19 protein-coding genes are annotated in these 17,862 nt (G+C 39.3%); 12 read left to right on the forward strand and 7 right to left on the reverse strand.

All coding sequences use genetic code 11. From position 1 onward, the window contains the following. Positions 1-300 precede the first annotated feature (300 nt). The 5 genes from MST17_RS04120 to MST17_RS04140 all read left to right on the forward strand — a co-directional run bounded on the left by MST17_RS04120 (position 301) and on the right by MST17_RS04140 (position 4,169). Entirely contained in the window at positions 301-477 is a 177-nt protein-coding gene (locus tag MST17_RS04120) for a hypothetical protein (RefSeq protein ID WP_171262670.1), read from the forward strand. A 282-nt stretch (positions 478-759) separates the two neighbouring features. Continuing rightward, positions 760-1,281, forward strand: a complete 522-nt coding sequence (locus MST17_RS04125; RefSeq protein ID WP_078191431.1) for an acyl-CoA thioesterase — start codon at positions 760-762, stop codon at positions 1,279-1,281. A gap of 196 nt (positions 1,282-1,477) precedes the next feature. Next, positions 1,478-2,074, forward strand: coding sequence for a TetR/AcrR family transcriptional regulator (locus MST17_RS04130; protein ID WP_180025824.1), 597 nt, complete (start codon positions 1,478-1,480; stop codon positions 2,072-2,074). Next, positions 2,071-3,276 (forward strand): MFS transporter, encoded by a 1,206-nt coding sequence (locus MST17_RS04135; RefSeq protein WP_180025823.1) that lies wholly within the window; start codon positions 2,071-2,073, stop codon positions 3,274-3,276. The genes MST17_RS04130 and MST17_RS04135 overlap by 4 nt, the downstream gene beginning before the upstream one ends. Then, on the forward strand, positions 3,276-4,169 hold the full coding sequence (locus MST17_RS04140; protein ID WP_078191428.1) for a LysR substrate-binding domain-containing protein: 894 nt from the start codon (positions 3,276-3,278) through the stop codon (positions 4,167-4,169). Before MST17_RS04135 ends, MST17_RS04140 begins: the two co-directional genes overlap by 1 nt. A 601-nt stretch (positions 4,170-4,770) precedes the next feature. Here the strand turns inward: MST17_RS04140 and MST17_RS04145 are convergent. Beyond that, positions 4,771-5,559 (reverse strand): DUF4349 domain-containing protein, encoded by a 789-nt coding sequence (locus MST17_RS04145; RefSeq protein ID WP_257223964.1) that lies wholly within the window; start codon positions 5,557-5,559, stop codon positions 4,771-4,773. 215 nt (positions 5,560-5,774) lie between these two features. Between MST17_RS04145 and MST17_RS04150 the strand changes: the two genes are divergently transcribed. Further along, positions 5,775-6,383: a glutathione S-transferase family protein gene (locus MST17_RS04150; RefSeq protein WP_180025862.1), complete on the forward strand. Its 609-nt coding sequence runs from the start codon at positions 5,775-5,777 to the stop codon at positions 6,381-6,383. A 174-nt stretch (positions 6,384-6,557) separates the two neighbouring features. Here the strand turns inward: MST17_RS04150 and MST17_RS04155 are convergent, their stop codons facing one another. The 3 genes from MST17_RS04155 to MST17_RS04165 all read right to left on the reverse strand — a co-directional run bounded on the left by MST17_RS04155 (position 6,558) and on the right by MST17_RS04165 (position 9,530). Further along, on the reverse strand, positions 6,558-7,061 hold the full coding sequence (locus MST17_RS04155; RefSeq protein ID WP_180025822.1) for a hypothetical protein: 504 nt from the start codon (positions 7,059-7,061) through the stop codon (positions 6,558-6,560). A gap of 299 nt (positions 7,062-7,360) precedes the next feature. Continuing rightward, on the reverse strand, positions 7,361-8,965 hold the full coding sequence (locus MST17_RS04160; protein WP_180025821.1) for a bifunctional 3-(3-hydroxy-phenyl)propionate/3-hydroxycinnamic acid hydroxylase: 1,605 nt from the start codon (positions 8,963-8,965) through the stop codon (positions 7,361-7,363). A gap of 343 nt (positions 8,966-9,308) precedes the next feature. Then, positions 9,309-9,530 (reverse strand): hypothetical protein, encoded by a 222-nt coding sequence (locus tag MST17_RS04165; RefSeq protein ID WP_078191424.1) that lies wholly within the window; start codon positions 9,528-9,530, stop codon positions 9,309-9,311. Between the two features lie 568 nt (positions 9,531-10,098). Between MST17_RS04165 and MST17_RS04170 the strand changes: the two genes are divergently transcribed. The 5 genes from MST17_RS04170 to MST17_RS04190 all read left to right on the forward strand — a co-directional run bounded on the left by MST17_RS04170 (position 10,099) and on the right by MST17_RS04190 (position 14,849). Next, positions 10,099-11,112: a GTP-binding protein gene (locus MST17_RS04170; RefSeq protein WP_168379278.1), complete on the forward strand. Its 1,014-nt coding sequence runs from the start codon at positions 10,099-10,101 to the stop codon at positions 11,110-11,112. 65 nt (positions 11,113-11,177) lie between these two features. Then, entirely contained in the window at positions 11,178-11,708 is a 531-nt protein-coding gene (locus MST17_RS04175) for a YaeQ family protein (RefSeq protein WP_180025820.1), read from the forward strand. Positions 11,709-11,822: 114 nt separating this feature from the next. Beyond that, positions 11,823-12,446, forward strand: a complete 624-nt coding sequence (locus MST17_RS04180; RefSeq protein ID WP_180005309.1) for an MgtC/SapB family protein — start codon at positions 11,823-11,825, stop codon at positions 12,444-12,446. Positions 12,447-12,526: 80 nt separating this feature from the next. Beyond that, complete coding sequence (locus MST17_RS04185) at positions 12,527-12,865, forward strand: FKBP-type peptidyl-prolyl cis-trans isomerase (RefSeq protein ID WP_078191421.1); 339 nt, start codon at positions 12,527-12,529, stop codon at positions 12,863-12,865. 187 nt (positions 12,866-13,052) lie between these two features. After that, positions 13,053-14,849, forward strand: a complete 1,797-nt coding sequence (locus MST17_RS04190; RefSeq protein ID WP_180025861.1) for a diguanylate cyclase domain-containing protein — start codon at positions 13,053-13,055, stop codon at positions 14,847-14,849. Positions 14,850-14,993: 144 nt separating this feature from the next. Here the strand turns inward: MST17_RS04190 and MST17_RS04195 are convergent, their stop codons facing one another. Beyond that, a complete protein-coding gene (locus MST17_RS04195) occupies positions 14,994-15,440 on the reverse strand; it encodes a GNAT family N-acetyltransferase (protein WP_180021235.1) in 447 nt (148 codons plus the stop codon). 435 nt (positions 15,441-15,875) lie between these two features. Here MST17_RS04195 and MST17_RS04200 point away from each other — a divergent pair, with 435 nt between their 5' ends. Continuing rightward, positions 15,876-16,364 (forward strand): hypothetical protein, encoded by a 489-nt coding sequence (locus MST17_RS04200; protein WP_168379275.1) that lies wholly within the window; start codon positions 15,876-15,878, stop codon positions 16,362-16,364. Here MST17_RS04200 and MST17_RS04205 read toward each other — a convergent pair. Both MST17_RS04205 and MST17_RS04210 read right to left on the reverse strand, forming a co-directional pair. Then, complete coding sequence (locus MST17_RS04205; RefSeq protein ID WP_180025819.1) at positions 16,346-16,909, reverse strand: TetR/AcrR family transcriptional regulator; 564 nt, start codon at positions 16,907-16,909, stop codon at positions 16,346-16,348. The genes MST17_RS04200 and MST17_RS04205 overlap by 19 nt on opposite strands. A gap of 50 nt (positions 16,910-16,959) precedes the next feature. Further along, the gene (locus MST17_RS04210; RefSeq protein WP_180025818.1) at positions 16,960-17,850 is read right to left on the reverse strand and encodes an alpha/beta fold hydrolase; all 891 of its coding nucleotides are present in this window, start codon (positions 17,848-17,850) and stop codon (positions 16,960-16,962) included. Positions 17,851-17,862: the final 12 nt, after the last annotated feature.

The raw sequence follows: 17,862 nt of genomic DNA on the forward strand, positions 1-17,862 counted from the left end.
CAGCTCTTCCCATGCTCAATAGTATCTAGTAATCATTAATATATTGGATGTTGATTGGTTTTAGGTCTTAATCAAAAGATTTGCCAAATATAAAAATCGTAATAATAAGAAAATATACAGTTAATTATTTGAAATTAATTAAGAAAATCATATTAATTGGTTTTACGTAGATTTTAAGAGTATATACCTATATTAGCGTTTTTATTCATGTGCTTACGTTTACCAATACTGTTGAAGTGTTTAGAATATCATCAGGTTATTAATACTTAAAACCAATAAATATTTTAAAGGTGGCTGTAGATGAAAACGCTTGATGTAGGACAAAAAGTAAAGCTTGCGATGATGGAAGAGAGCGTATTTATTGTCACTCATGTACATGTAGATAACTCTTACACGCTAGAAAGTACCAATGATGGTGGACAAAAAACCAGCTATGACAACGTATCTTTCGAGATGTTAAAAGTCTTAGAAGATTAAGTTTAATGCCGTGCTATGTTGAATCGATGAACAACGCATTTTAATGAATATGTTTTAAATATAAAACACAGCATAGCTTGGATTAAAAAAAATTGATAGATAGCGCGATAACTACTTGTTTATCGGGTGTATATCGTTATCAATATATATTTTACTGAATGATGGTATGATCACTATAAATAATAATGATGGTTTTTTTGCCGATTTGAACATTTAATTTTGATTAAAATCTATATAATAATCACATTAATCATTGTTATATCACGAGTCTAGAGAAACAAGATGTCCCCATTAGATCAAATTGCGAATGCACTAGACGACCAGTCAGAATTATCGATGTCAGTTTTAATGACTCCTGACATGGCGAATTTTTCGGGTAATGTGCATGGTGGAACGATTCTAAAATTGTTAGACCAAGTCGCGTATGCTTGTGCAAGTCGCTATTCTGGTAGCTACGTGGTGACACTATCAGTCGATAAAGTAAATTTTAAAGAACCAATTCACGTGGGTGAGTTAGTGACTTTCCTTGCAAGTGTGAACCATGTAGGTCGTACTTCTATGGAAATTGGTATTCGTGTTGAAGCGCAGAACATTCAAAAACGTACAGTGCGTCATACCAATAGTTGCTATTTCACAATGGTCGCTGTTGATGATCAAGGTAAACCAAAACAAATTCCGGCATTAAATCTAGATAATGACTGGAAACGTTGTCGCTTCGAAGCTGCGGAACATCGTAAAGTGGCGCGTTTACAGGAAAATCATCATCCTTCTTGCAGTATTTATAAAAAGTCGACACAAAGCTAATCACTTTGGTGGCTGAATATTTGAAAAGATCGCTTAAGCGATCTTTTTTTTATTCTGAAATTCGTCTGGAGAGTGCAGTTGGGATTTGAATTCCGAGTGTGCGACTAAAGTTTATTCTTCACAGCTCAGTTAATGATAGTCATTCAGTCCAATACTGTTTAATATAAAACGATACGTAGCGTTTCGTTTTTAAATTATGAGTGAAACTGAAAAAACTTCTCGGCGTAAGCAATGTATCTTACAAGCGGTCACAGATGCTTTGGCGGAAAGTGATTATCGAAGCATGACCATTGAAGATATTGCCGCTCGCGCAGGCGTTGGAAAATCGACGATTTACCGTTGGTGGAAGCATAAGTCCGATCTGGTTTTCGATGCTTTTAAAGCGCACACCGCCTCGGTGTTTGAACTCGATTTATCACAAAGTTTAGAGTTCAATCTAAATCAACAATTGCTCAAATTATCACGGGCTTTAAATCAGCACGTGGGTCGAGCATTGCTAGTGGTTTTGGCAGAGCATCGTGAAGCAGCGGGTGAGTTTTTTAAACAGTATTTGTTACCTCGACGAGAAGCAACACGTGAGCTGATCCAATTGGCCATTCAACGAGGCGAAATTCGCGCGGATTATCCTTTCGAACTCATGTTGGACATGTTGTACGGCCCGATTCATTATCAGATCATTTTCTTTAATACCCAGCCAGATGAAGACTATATCAAGCGACTGGTGCAGTTGGCGCTAAACCCGATTTTTACGCAGTCCCAAGCCACGCGTAGCAGCGAGACAATGATCTCATGACTACTCAACATCAGGCATCGCTATGGAACAAGTCTTTCGTTTTTTGTCTGTGTAATAACTTGTTTTTATTTAGCTATTACTTTGCGCTGCTGACCATATTGCCCATTTATATTATGAAAGAATTGGGTGGTTCGATTCAGCAAGCGGGTATGGCTTTAACGCTGTTTTTGGTGTCATCCATTGCGATTCGTCCCTTTTCCGGCATGATCATTGAGCGTTTTGGTAAAGCCAATTCTGTACGTATTTCAGGCTTTATTTTTGTCGTTTTTGCGCTGAGTTATTTGTGGATTGACAGCATGTGGTCGTTGTTGGTCATTCGTTTTTTACATGGTTTTTGGTTCAGTATATTAACCACGGTCAATGTTCCCATCGTAAATGATTACATTCCAGATCACCGAAAAGGCGAGGGCATGGGTTACTTTGTCATGTCGACCAACTTAGGCGTGGTGATCGGGCCATTTTTAGCGCTGAGTATGATTCAATTCAGCAGTTTTAGTACCTTATTTGCAGTATTAGCCTTATTGGTTGCAGTGGGCTATATTTTTACGTGGTTAGTTCAAATACAAGAATACGTACAGCATAAATCAAGTGATCAAGCGAGCCAATCCGCAGCCATCCAATGGCGTGATGTGATTGAAACACGAGTACTTGCCATCAGTTTTGTGGCACTACTAACTGCGTTTGCATATTCGAGTGTGATGAGTTTTATCACCGCTTATGCAGAGTTGAAGCATTTACTCGCTTATACCAGTATCTTTTTTATTGTCTTTGCTGTGTCGATGTTGGTCGTCCGTCCTTGGGTTGGCAAAGTCTATGATCGCAAAGGCCCGAGTGCAGTCATCTATCCATCATTTATTTGCTTTGCCATTGGTTTGGTGATTGTGAGTTTTCTCACGAATCAATGGGTGCTTTGGATATCGGCAGTTTTTATGGGCATCGGCTACGGTTCAGTTTTCCCATGCCTGCAAACGGTCGCGATTCAAACGGTAGAAAAAGCCCGAATGGGACATGCGATATCCACCTTTTTTGCCTTGTTTGATATTGGCCTTGCTGTCGGTTCGGTCATTATGGGTGTGCTGATTGCATACTTTGGATTTCAGGCAACCTATTTATTTTGTGCGGTGATGGTGCTGTTCACTTTGTGGATGTATCGTCTATTCGTGGCAAACCAATTTAAACGCAGTGCTTTAGGAGCTGAATAATGGAATTACGACATCTACGATATTTTGTTGCGGTTGCCGAAGAGCTAAATTTTACTAAGGCTGCGCAGCGAATGTGTACTGTGCAACCTTCTTTAAGTCAGCAAATTAAAGACCTAGAACAGGAAGTTGGGGTGCAATTATTGATGCGAACCAACCGAAAAGTTGAGCTGACTGCAGAAGGTCAGGCCTTTTTAAAAGAAGCGCGTTTAAGTTTAGAGCATGCTGAAAAAGCCATGATAGATGCGCGTCAAATTGCGCAGCTCAGTAAAGAACAACTGAATATCGGCTTTGTTCCTGTGGCTGAAATGAAGGTCTTTCCTTATATCATGCCGAATATCCGTGCTCAGTTTCCTGAGTTAAAAATTCATTTTCATAGTTTAATGGATGTCGATCAGATCAGTGCAGTGCGTAAAGGGGAAATTGATATTGCCTTTACCCGTTATGTCGAAGAAAGCCCTGATATAGAATCTGTTCAGATTTTTACTGAGCCTTTGGCGCTGATTGTACCGAAAAATTCGCCTGTGGCAGAACAGCGGCACATTAGCATTAAAAACATGAATAATCAGGATTTTATTATTAGTGATGAACATTCATCACCTGAGCTATACCGAATTATTCAAGATTTCTTTAAGCAAAATAAACTGAATGTGAACTTGGTACAGCATTCGACCAATATTTTGTTAAATGTCAATTTGGTCGGTATGGGCGTGGGGTGGAGTTTGGTACCGTCTTATGTCATTCCATTGCTCGGTGATAAAATATTGGTTAAAAGTACGGTTGAACCTTTGCCGACCATTGGTTTGTATGCGAGCTATCGAAAAGATCGTAAAAATGATGCAATCGAATTGATTTTAAAAGTCTTAAAAGAGCAGTTCTATATGGGCTTTTTCTAAGCTTTTACATATTGCCGTAAGATCTAAATAACTGATGTTACGCAGTAACATCAGAAGCGCAATTTGATTCAAATATAAAGTACGATACGCGGTAAGGTCATCCGCAAGTGTTTGAGACAGGACAACTTCTAATCAAAAAAGTTTTTGCGATACTCTGAATAATTTGACGGTAGTGAACGAGTTTTGCGGTGAGGAGCATTGCTCCGCAAGATGGTTTCCTTGCGAAGCTTCGCTTCTCATTTTGCCGAATGAGAAACAATGTTTCGTAAGAGTACCTCTAGCCGAAGGCTAATCCCTTTATTCAATCCCTAGATATAAGACTCCGTCGAATAGACTTAAAATGCATATTAAAAATGCGAAAGTACTTTTACGTGTGTAACATCAGTTAAACAAAAAATCTCGAATTAAGAGTTTCGGGATTTTTTTATTTATCGTATTTTTAATCAAAGACTCAATGATACATAGCCTTTGTCACTCTGATTTATTTAAACCATTTTTGTAAATAGGGTTTCATCACGCGGTAGGCAATCAAACCGATGAGTATAATCAGATAGAGTGGCCAAATCGTAATGAGAACAACCAACAGGCTCAACACAAATTGCTACCCTTTTTGTATACCGTACCATGCTCTTTGCCAGAAACTATCGCCATTTAACTGCGCAACAGCATCAAGGTTAATATCGATATGTTCACGGACAGTGGCAGGTTGAGTAAAGCTAATCACAATCGTGCTATAGCGGACACGATCTTGAACTTCTAAGCGGGTCAGGCGTGAGATTTCATTGACTTGCGCTGCAGAAACATGGTCGGGCACGACCTGTGTTTGCGACATTTTTTCTTCGAGTAGTTTTAGCTCATAGCGTTTTGCCGAATATTGCTGACGGTTCAAAAAATGCATTAGTGGTAACAGTTGATTGACGAAATGTGCAGCTTTTTCACTTGGCACACGAATGATCATTTCCGCTTGCGGATTTACTTTTTCGAAGATTTTAATTTTGCCGTCAGCAATCGGGTAGGATTGACTCTCTTGCACCATAAAGTCGATATTTTTCTGTTCAATAAAGCCGCCTAAACTTAGCGTCAGTTTTTCAATTTCTAAGGCCGTTTTAACGACATCTTTCGACTCAAAACTGACATTGGCTTCTCGTACCATTTTACGTGAGGCTTCGGCTGGGTTGACCTGCTCATTTAAAATAGTTTCAGGTTTTTGTGTTGTTGCAGGCGTGGTAGACGGCTCATTGGAAGTGCTTTCCGCTGCTTGATCTTGCTGTGTACTGACTTGAGCAGGTTGTGCATCTGCGCTGGCTTCAGTTGCCATTTCATCGGTTTTCTTGGAACAGCCTGAAATTAAAATCACCGTTAGCATGGCAATTAAATATTTATTTTTCATCGATGTAGAGCTCAATTGTTTGATTATCAGAAAGTCGGAGTAAATACTTTTTGCTTTAAATATAAATTCAAATTTAGCGTAATTATTAGTCGGGCGTATTGTATCGGAAAGTGTTTAAAGCACGGATGAACGCAACATAATTCTACATAAAGCCGCGTATAGTAATAGACAGAACAACAAGGATGAAAATAAGGATATCTACAATGAACCCAGCAATGAAACTCTACAGCAATCCACGCTCACGCAGTAATACCATTCTGCCTTTATTGAAAGAATTAGACATCGAGTCAGAAGTTGAGATTATTGAAGTGCCATATGAAGAGATGCATCAAGCGGCATATCTCAAGATTAATCCCATGGGCAAAGTTCCCTGCTTGGTCGATGGTACTGCTGTGATCAGTGAAACTGCAGCCATCTTTAGCTATTTAGCCGATAAATTCAGTGACAAAGGTTTAGCACCCGCCTTGGATGATCCAAAACGGGGTGAATATTTGAAATGGATGTTTTTTTGTCATGGTCCGCTGACTGAATATATGGACATGAAAAATGTCGGCATTAGTACTGAGTTGATGGATGAAAAACGTGGCAGTTTGAGTTTTGGTAATGAAAAAATACTTTTAGATTTTATTAAAACAGGGCTTGCGCAGGCACAGCCATATCTGTTGGGGGATAAAATTAGCGCAGCAGATTTGTATTTAGCTTATTGGATGGTGTATGCAATTTCATTCAAAATATTGCCATATTTAGATGAATTTAAACCTTTTATTCAGCAGATTCAGCAACGTGAATCGGTAAAAAATGTGCATTGGTTTCAGTCGGTTTAACTTGGATGCTTATTTGATTGTTGGCTGAACGTGGCGTTGCTATATGTCTAATCATGTAACTCTTTCTTTGGAACTACAAAGAAAGAGTTTTAAATATCAATCACTAAGATGATAAAGCGATTTTAATTATTGCCTAGATAATGTATGGCATATATTGCGCTAAATTAAATAGACTCAATCGTTGTTGGTTCTATTTAAAAAATCATGGGCTTCATCATCAGATAGAGGTGGGCCTAAATCTCTTTCAAGTTTGGCATATATTTCAAGCAGTCTTTTTTGATGTGGATCCATATCTAAGGCACGATGCTGCTGATATGTCAATGGATTTTCAATCCAATAATAATCTTGAACCGCAGCCCCTGCGAAACTGGTTTTCAAATGGAGTTTGTAATAACCAGAAAAGTTAAGTTTCTTGGTATCTAGACAGAGATACGCGAAGGTAGACCAACCACTTTCGGGAAATTTAAGGCGAGTTCGGCAGGGCTTCTTTTCTAGTGTAAATGTGGGTGAATAGACTTGGCCTTTTAGAATGATATTTTTATCTTGACCAAAATATTGAGTTTGTAATGCAAATAAAGCAAGAATCACTGTGGTGAGAAAAAAGCTGGCAATAACTGCATAAAAAAATGAAATGTATAAATGGAAGGACAAAAAATTAGATTCTTCGTTTTTGTTCACATCTTTTTCTAAGCGTAATAAATAGTAATTCAAAGAAATAAGAAAACAGAGGCAAAAAACGAAAATAGGTAACCAACTATTGGCATGAAAATGATGTATCTCTACGAAAATGAGTGAACAGATAAAAATAAAACCTAACAAACTATAAATGAATAATTTCTGAAATCTTTTTTGCATTTTGCGAAGCTTATAATTATGTATTGAACGATTATAGCATGCGATGTTTATAGTGATTGTAGAAAAAAATCACCATGCTTTATGCATGGTGATTTTTAATTCTTGCAGATCTATTTAGATTATTAAGCATGCAATTTTGCAAACAATTGTTGGCTCACGCTGTCTAAAGTTTGTGGAATTGCAATCGCTGCAACAAAACGGTCTGGTCGAAGAATCGTAATAGATTCAGTGGTTTTACCAAACCAACCACGAATATCAGTACCAATATCACCAATCGTAATCACATTGTCGTACTTGGTGCGATTTTCATTGCTAAGCTGAACAGCAGGCAATACTTGGATAAATTTAACGCCCAATTTTTGCCATTTTTTCATGGTCGCATCTGACAGACCCCATTTTGGATCGACGCCCCAAGCAATGATTGCAAAGTCGTTACCGATGACTTCATCAAGTAGGACTTTTTCGCCAGATTCAAGTTGAACATGTGGCTGAATAAACATTTTACCTACAGGTGAGTCTTTAACACCGTTATTGATCAATGCACCGTCGTTGTACTTCGGCATTGGCTTGAAGCGCATTTCCAATAGATATTGTTTGATCGGTTTGATGTAATTGAGCGCATAGGCAATACCATCACGGACGAAACCTTGCCATTTTTTTGGTGGCGCAAGGACATGACCCGCCATTACAGAAAGATCAATCATCGCTTTGGCATGATCTTTACGTTCAACTTGGTATGTATCTAAAAGCGCAGGGCCAGCTTTGCCTTGTACAACCATTGCAACTTTCCACGCAAGGTTGAATGCATCACGCATACCACTGTTATACCCTTGACCTTGCCATACTGGCATGATGTGCGCAGCATCACCTGCAAGTAAAATACGGTCTACACGGAATTTATCTGCAATACGGGCATTGTGGGTATAAACGCGCTGACGAATCACTTCAATACCGTCGGTCGTTGGAAGCACTTTCGACAATAATTTGGCAATGTTTTCAGGTTTGCTTAATTCTTCTTGAGTTTCACCAGGCATCACCATAAATTCGAAACGACGAATACCGTGTGGAAGCGCAGCAGATACATAAGGACGCACAGGGTCACAGCATAGGTAAATGTGTGGCGTTGCAAGTGGGTCGTTATTGATGTCGATCACGATCCATTGGTTCGGTGCAGTTTTACCATCGAAGCCGATGTTGAGGGTACGACGTACCACTGAGTTACCACCATCACAAGCAATCAAATACTGCGCTTGAATTTTTTCAGCTTCACCGTCTTTATTTTGAATATTTAGCGTTACACCATTGGCATCTTGGCTAAAATCAGACAATTGACGAGAGAATAAAACATTTGTGGTTTCGTACTGTTTTAAACCTTGTAGCAGTACATTATCGACTTGTGGTTGAATAAAGGCATTACGACGTGAGAAACCAAATTCACGAGTGAGCGGTTGAATGTCTGCGAAACAACGGCCTTTAGGGGTTAGGAAACGCATCGCGTGGTTCGGTGTCGTATGCGGTAACACTTGGTCCACTAAACCTAATGATTGGATGGTACGTAATGATTCATCATCAATACCAATCGCACGTGGGTAGTCAATCAGGCTGTCTAGTTGTTCAATCACAGTGACGTTGACGCCTTGCTTACTTAAGTAGTTTGCAATGGTTAAGCCGACAGGACCTGCGCCCAGAATGGCAACTTCCGTTGTGTAATTTGCTTTATTGCTCATGCGTAAACATCCAATCACTTCACATATGCCACTATTAAGTTCTAAAGCGAGGCTTTCAACAAGCTAGGCATAAGTCGAAACGATGAATCGAATTGTCGTGTTTTTTGCAGGGTTTTATTTTAAGTAAATGATATATATTTATTTATATGAAAATCATCAATCATTTTGAGTGATTTATCGATCATTAAAATCTATCAATCAGTAGCTTTGAGCATAAAAAAGCCGAACCATTTTTCAATGATCCGGCGACTTTAATTCATTTAGCACAACATTCTATTAGTGAGGGATAAATGTTGAGCAGCAGACTAAATGAATTTAGCGTGTGGAGTACGCTATTCGTATATTACTGAGCAGGTTGAGCTGGTGCAGAACCTTCAGCATTTGCTTCTGAAGCAGGTTGAGCAGCAGTACCTTCAGCAGCAGTTGTTTCAGTCGCTGGCTGTTCTTGAGTGCTAACCACTACTTTTTCTTGTTCAGGTGCTTCTTGTTTATCTTTGCTCGCAGCAAAACTTGTTGCAGCTGCAGCAGCTAGAGTAGAAGCAAGTAAAATTTGAGTTAATTTCATTTTGAGCATCCTTATATATTTTAGTAAGTCCTGAAAAGATCATCACGTCCATCAGGAGAGAACTCATGCTAAATTGAGAAAACCGAGTGATCAATGCGAGCAACAAAGTGAAACAGACTGGTTAACTGGATGAATACATAACCGTCCATCCTGTGTTTTAAATGTAAAAAAATATCGGAATCTTCATTTAACTTTGCAAGAAAAAATGACCAAATCGACTTCATGATTCATTCATTGTTTACATGATGATTACATCGAAGTCGTAATTAAGCTGAATCCAGAATTTTCACTAAAATCCAAATGTAAGGATTCTTTTCGATATGGCTATTTTTTTAAATATAAGAGTTAACTTTGCCAATAAAATGTGACCAGATATGTCATGCATTCATGCAAATGGAATAAATAGGCTGTTTAACAGCCAGATCATCATTCAATGCCTCGGATACTAGGCTAATCTATGCTTTAGGAAAATGAAGACGGAGAAATGAAGACTAGGCTTGCAGCATTTTTTTGAAATCATTATGGTAAAGGCCATCAATCATTGGCTATTTATTTGAGTGACTCACTTTTGAAATTAGTTTCTACCCACGGTGCTATTCCGGTTCATATTATTTCTGGCTTTTTAGGTGCGGGTAAAACCACAGTTTTACAGCAGTTATTAAAGCAAAAGCCAGCGGGCGAAACTTGGGCCGTACTGATGAATGAGTTTGGGCAAATTGGGGTCGATCAACAGATGTTGCCGCAAGATCAGGGCTTTGCGGTGAAGGAATTATTGGGTGGATGTCTATGTTGTAGCAGCCAACTGCCGATGCAAATTGCGTTGTCACGGTTATTGTCAGAGGTGAAACCCGACCGACTGTTTATTGAGCCGACAGGTTTGGGGCATCCGGGACAACTTTTGGAGCAATTGACTGAGCCACATTGGCATCCGCATTTAGCCATGCGAGCATTGGTGACCGTGGTCGATGGCTCACGCTTACATGATCAAGATTGGACTTCGCAAAACCTGTATGCCGATCAACTCAAAGTGGCACAAATCGTTGTGGTGTCTCATGTCGATTGTATGAGTGATGCCGATCAAGCTGGTTTGGAACGACTCAAACAAGCGTATTTACCGTATCAGCAGCAATGGATCAATGTCGTCAAAGGTGAATTAAAACTGGCAAATATTGATCTCGCCTATGTGGGAAGTCCGCGTAAAATTCAGCCTTTATTGGCGATGCAAAAGCAAACGTTGGTCGATGTACCCACAGAAATTAAACAGTTGCCTTATCATTATGTTGAATCCGCTCAGGGCTATAGTGTCGCAGGTTGGAAACTCCCAAAACGATGGATTTTCGACTTTTTTGAGCTGTTAGATTTACTCTGTGAGCAGCAAGATTGGCTACGGATCAAAGGTATTTTTCAGACAGACCAAGGTTGGAAAACCTTTAACTTTAATCCTGATCAGTTTAATTATCAGTCGAGCGAGGAAAGTATCGATAATCGTGTCGAAATTATTTACCAAACTGAACGTGAATGGCTCGAATTTGAAGATCGCTTAATGCAGTGTCGTATCGATGCCGATAAAGCGGAGAAATAAGTAAATCAACGCAGCAAAAGCTTGCTAAATCTTATATGCTAAGCGCCAAATTTGAGGACTTTACCATGGCGCTAAAAGCTACAATTTATAAAGCAGATTTGAACATTGCCAATATGGATGTACACCAATATGGTGATTATCAATTGACGATGGCTTTGCATCCTTCTGAAACGATTGAACGTTTGATGGTACGTGTCTTGGCATATGCACGCTATGCAGATGAAGCATTAGAATTTACCAAAGATCTTTTCGAAACAGACGAACCAGCGCTGTGGGAAAAAGATTTAACAGGTCAATTGGTGAAATGGATTGAAGTCGGTTGCCCTGACGAAGACAAAGTCAAAAAAGCCAGTGCTCGTTGCTCACACGTTGCTGTGATTACCTATGGTTCTTCAGTAGACGAATGGTATAAACGCAACAGCAAACTGAAAACCCTGAAGAATGTTGAAATTTGGCAATTATCTGAAGCGAGTACAGCTGCCATTCAAGAGTTATGCGAACGAACCATGTCTTTACAATTAAACGTAATGGATGGCGAATGGACTTTGATTGGTGATAAAGCTCAAGCGGTGATTGAATGGACACAATTGCAATAAGCGCATGATTTGATTTAACGCATCCTGATGGATGTGAGTTTAGGCTTGCATCCTGACTATAAAATTCGGTATATCTACAAACAATGAGAAAATTTTAAAGATGGGGAGCAGCCGATGTACCCTGATTTTTATTTGTTATTTGTGGCGCTTATGATTGGCGCTGTCATTGGTGCGGAACGTGAGTACCGAAGTAAGTCGGCAGGTCTGCGCACCATGATTATGGTCAGTTTAAGTTCATGTTTATTTACTATCTTATCGTTACGTATCGGCGTTGATAGTCATGATCGAATTGCGGCCAATATTTTGACTGGCCTCGGCTTTTTGGGTGCGGGGGTAATTTTTAAAGATGAAAATCGAATTTCAGGCATTACCACAGCAACTACCATTTGGATGACCGCTGCCTTAGGCATGGCTGCGGGAGCGGGCTATGTCATGCTGAGCTTGATTGGTACGGTGATTGTGCTGATCGTTTTAATTGTTTTGATTTATATTCAAGCGTGGATTGAAGCGAAAAACCAAGCACGGAGTTATCGTATCGTTTGTCACTTTCGACAACAAACGCTGGATGACTATGAAGAGCTGTTTAAAACCTATCAAATGCAAGTGGTTCGTAGTGTGCGACATAAAACTGAACATAAAATCAGTGGGCGTTGGATCTTAATTGGCTCTGCGACAAACCATAGAAAATTAACTCAAGATCTAATGAATGATCAGGATATTCTGGAGCTCAATTTTTAACAGCGTATTTACTACGGCATCCAAAGTAATCCTGTTTATAATAGTGCTTTATTTAGATTGCGGCATTTGAGGTTGAGAGCATGAGCACGGAATTAGAAATTATTGACTTAGTGGTAGGTGAAGGTAAAGAAGCGGTTAAAGGCGCTTTGATTACAACACACTATACAGGCTGGTTAGAAGACGGTACTAAATTTGATTCATCACTGGATCGTGGTAATTATTTTGAAACAGTGATTGGTACTGGCCGTGTGATTAAAGGTTGGGATCAAGGCATCATGGGGATGAAAGTCGGTGGTAAACGTAAGTTAATCGTGCCATCACATTTAGCTTATGGTGAACGTAAAATGGGTAATGTAATTCCTGCCAATTCAAATCTTATTTTTGAGATTGAATTGTATGATGTAAAAACTCGCGATTAATAGATCAATAGTTTTAGATCAATGACATGGACGTTATTGATCAATTGGATAAAATAGATGTTGTTATTTTTGTCTTTTACCGTAGATTAGAATAATTACTCGAGTATAAACGCAGGAATCAAAGCCATTGTATTTACAGTTGCCTTGTACCAGATTGTTCTGGGTTTTTACCTTTATTATTTTTACACTGGCATTTACTGTATCGACTGTTCAAGCACAGTATGAAACTGCGCCTAAATCATTTTATTTAAAGCATCAAAACGAAGTTAACCAAATCTACTTCACAGAAGACACCAGTAGCCTCTTACAAGGCAAATGGTTGTTTTATCCAAATCAATTTTTAACGTCTCCGAGTTCGGTTCTAGTCGGTCAAACGGTCTATCTGCCTGCATCATTTAAAGACATCACAGGGGACAGTAAAGGTTTTGGGACATTTACTGGACATTTCCAAATCCCTAAACAATTTATTGGTCGACGTATCGCGGTATTGATTCCAAATCAGTACGGTGCGTATCGGGTATTTTTAAATGGTGATGTGATCGTTCGTTTGGGCGAGGTGGGGCGTACTGAAGCAGAACAAAAAACGGAGAATGCACCGCGAATTGCCTATTTTGTGGCACAAGATGAATATTTCACTTTAACCATTCAGGCTTCAAGTTTTAACAGTATGCATGGCGGGTTTGAAAACCCAATGCGTATTGGTATCGCCAAGACAGTAAACCGCCAATTCCAACAACAAATGATGAGTATTGGGATGGTGTCGGGCGCCGTCTTGGGTGTGGGACTATTTACGATCCTATTTTCTGTTTTCCGAGGTTTACGCGGTCGCAATAGCCGAAGTAACTTGGTGTTTGGCTTATTTATTGTCTTTTTAGCACTCCATAATTTATTTTCAGCACCTTATGCCTATACCACTTTTACCGATATCAATTGGTTGTGGGGCACGCGATTAGAATACTTATTTACCTATTTGGCATCGATTTTCTTTTTAAGTTATATCCACTTGCTCAGTCGTCGCTATTTATTTACCTTAAATTATCAGATCGCGATTTTGCTGTTGTCGTTGAATATTTCAGTGACTTTTGTTTCGACGCCTGAAATTTTTCAACCTTTGGCAACTTACAGTTTTGCCTATGTGATCGTTGTTCTAAGTAATTTTGCTTATGGTTTTTACCTAACACTGAAAAAGAAAGAACCGTATTCAAAATTAAATTTAATCGCGGTTATTTTCCTGTGCATTACCTTTTTAAACGACTTTTTGCTGATGATGAATTTGATTGATTCAGTCAATTTATCGTTCATTTCAACCAGTTTGTATGCCTTGTTGATCATGTTTCAGCAATCGCACCATTATGCACAGCAGTCGATGCATACGGAACAGTTGAATAATAGTTTGCTTGAGCTAAACAGTTCACTCGATCAGAAAGTCAAAGAGCGCACCTTACAGCTCCATGAGCTGAATAAAAAATTAGAGCTACAAATTCGTATTGATGCCTTAACGGGGGCATTCAACCGCCGTGCACTGAATGCTGAAATTCAACGCTTATATTCGGAAGTCCGTTTTCATAGCCATCGAACACTGGTCTTTGCGATGTTAGATGTCGATTATTTTAAAAATTATAATGACCACTATGGACATCTTAAAGGCGATGAGGTGTTACAGCAGATCGTGAAAACCATGCAAAATACCCTGCCAAGTTCAGCCTATGTGGCTCGCTACGGGGGAGAAGAGTTTGCCATATTGATGCATGATGTTCCGTATGCGATTGCCCAAGAGCAATTACAATTGGTACTCGAAGCCATGCGTAATGAACAGCTTGAACATGTTAATCGGGGTGATGACAAAAATTACGTCACTCTAAGTTTGGGCATGGCATGGATGGATAAGCAAAATGACTTTGACAGTATCGAAGCTTTAATGAAACATGCAGACCATTATTTATATATGGCCAAACAGGCAGGACGCGATCAACTTAAGCCTTGATACCTAGTCGTAAACGGTTTAAAACTTTGTGGAGGTATCGGTAGTATCCATTGCCAATACTTATTTAGATTGATCTCTCTTTAAATTCACCTATCATAATCATCCTATTTGAACATCTATCCTTCTAGGAGCTTTACCTCTCTACTAACAGAGCTGTTTGACCAATTTAAGCGGAACATCAGTAGGCTCAAAATCCTGATGTGCGACAAAGCCATATTTTTGGTAAAAGGCGAGTGCCGTATGGGTACTTTCTAGACTGATCTCGGTAATATTCTTTTTCCGGACGCAGTGCATCATGTTTAACAATAACGCCTTACCAATGCCTTGGTACTGACGTTCAGGGCAGATATAGTTCAGTAAAATTTGTCCCTGATCACTGACTAAAATAAAGCCGACCACTCGATTGTCACTGACGTAGACCCAACTGTCGTTGTAAAGCATCCACATTAAAATATTTGATTGGTTTGCCTCCTCAAGCCAAGTTTGAATCACACTTTCATTACGTTGATGGTCCTGGATACATGAACGAATGCTGTTGTGAATCACGTGAATAATTTCGGGTATGTCCTGGATTTGTGCTTCGCGTATCATAATTTTTTCTTTTTATAAAAAACTCCAACAGCCTGCCATTTCAGAAGATATCGCCCTGTGCTTAAAGAGGCTTATTGTTGCGTTTTATGTTTTTTTGCTGCCATTGCGCTGTTGGGTTGGGTTTTTATTTCAAAATTGTTGCAAAATTTACAAATGTATATTTATAAATTAATCATTAAATATGGATAAATAACCACATAAATGCATCTAACTATACTGTTTTTAAAGTAATAATAGATCTTTTAGAAATGTATACATACTCAATGATTTCAGCAGGTGTAATAGTTTGAAATAAATTAGCAAAGAAAATAGGCCAAATTTCAGCTTTAAAATAATTTTGTATGAATTTTAAACGTTATTGTGCGTTATATTAGTCCATAAAAATATTCGATGATTCAAGATGTGCATGCGCGTCATCGGCAGTAGGTTGTTATTATGGTTAATTTTCTCATTGTGATATGTATTCTGATCGCGTTGTCTGCAGCGGGCATTGTGGTCAAAAAAATCCTAAAAACAGAAAAATATCGTCAAAAATATACGCGCTACCAAGCACCAGAAAAATCGAACAGTATCTCTTTAGCATCGAATGATGATGCTATACGCCAAGTCGATCAGGTCATTGAAGTTGATGAATATGAACAGCAACTTTTTGATGATATTGCGGAAATTTTCTTTCAACAACAATACAAATTAGATTCGCTACAGGCAGCCGAGCAGTTACAAGAAGTCTTTTTACGTCGCATGCCAGTGAATTGTAAAACTCAAATTCGCCAATTAGATTTGAATGAATGGTCGATTTATTGGAATTTTTACAATCAATCACTCGAGTATTATTTAGGCCGATACGGTGAGTTTTATACACATGTCGACCGTTTTGGCGAAGAACATAAAATTGAATATCGCTATCAAGACTCCGCAAGTTGAAGCAAAATGCGATCTTGGACTAAATCGAGATAACTCAAATCATCGGTTATTCGGGCCATTAAAATAGCGCCTTCATAATCCGCCAAGCTGACTTTGGCAAGTTGAGCGGCGTGTTCGATGGTCATGCATCGCTTAAAAAACACTTCAAAGGCGAGTTGCCACTCGTGAAAGATGGATTGTAATTTTGCAAAAATCTCAGTTGGCAAATGTTGCCGCTCCATACTTAATATCCCGACTAAACAACCTAATCCACCTTGGCTAAAAAATTGTATGGCGAGTTGATGGATGTGCGAGAAAGCCTGTTGAGGTGAGGTAGTAGTTTGCTGTAATTGCTGAAAAATACTGTGCTGTAACTTTATATGCGTCAGGTTTAAAATTTCCATCAGCAATGCGTCTTTATTCGGATAGTCATAATAAAATGCAGCTTTTGAGAGACCACAGACTTCGGCCAATTTCCCCATGCTACAGCCCATATAGCCATAGCGTTTAAAAGCGTGTGCTGACTGTAACAATAGATGTTCAGAGGTGTTTTTCCGTGGACGCATGTATCTCTCTATTCGAATAAATCAATATGATGTGTATAAAGTAAATTGCTTTAGGCGACTAATAGCTCGTTAAACCTTCCAATCACTTCCTGCCATAAGAGTTCAGCACCTTTGCGGAAATATCCCATATGACCAATCTGTTTTAGACCATAATCTTCCGCTTCAATATTGATATAGTGCATTGATGCTTGCGCATAATGTTGCATAAAAGCATGTCGTGAATTGGGTAATGCCCAGTCATCATCAAGTGCAGCGACCGCATAAATCGGCGTTTGAACTGCAGCATATTGTTGAGATAGCTCACTCAGCTCAGGGTCGGCAAAGAAATAGGTTGGGTTTTTACACCAACGGCGCCATTGTTTATAGACATCGACAGGAAGGTCAGCGCCCATATTGAGTTTGCTCCAAGGCAAATATCCTTTGACGGCAACCATCGGCGGAAAAACGATATTCCACATCACATGAACCTTCATTTTTTCTTTAAAGGGCATATAGCCATGCCAACCTGCGCCAGTGCCAAAACAATACATGGCACGTATCTGATCATGATTTGAGGTAAGTCCTAGTGCTTGGCCGCCATAGGAGTGTCCCACTAGAAAAGTTTCCTGACCCTGTTGTTGCATATAAGCTATGGCACCAGAAAGGTCATAACGTCCCCAGTCAAGATAAGACATCTTAAAGCCTTTAAGTTTTGACGGTGCAGAACGTCCTATACCACGATAATCAAAAGTCAGTACTTGATAACCGAGTCCTGCGGCATATTCCGCAAAACGACGGTAAAATTGTTGAGGTACACCTGTTGCACTTGAAATAATAATATTGGCCTTAGCGGCAGTATTAGGCCGATATTCAACGCCTGAAAGCGTATAACCATCGGTTGCAGGGAAACTCACGGGTGTACTATGTATTTCTTGCGCTGCTGGTTCTAAATCCGTTGACATAATTTTTCTCTT

This window comes from Acinetobacter sp. YH16056_T (assembly GCF_024605895.1).
GTDB lineage: Bacteria > Pseudomonadota > Gammaproteobacteria > Pseudomonadales > Moraxellaceae > Acinetobacter > Acinetobacter amyesii.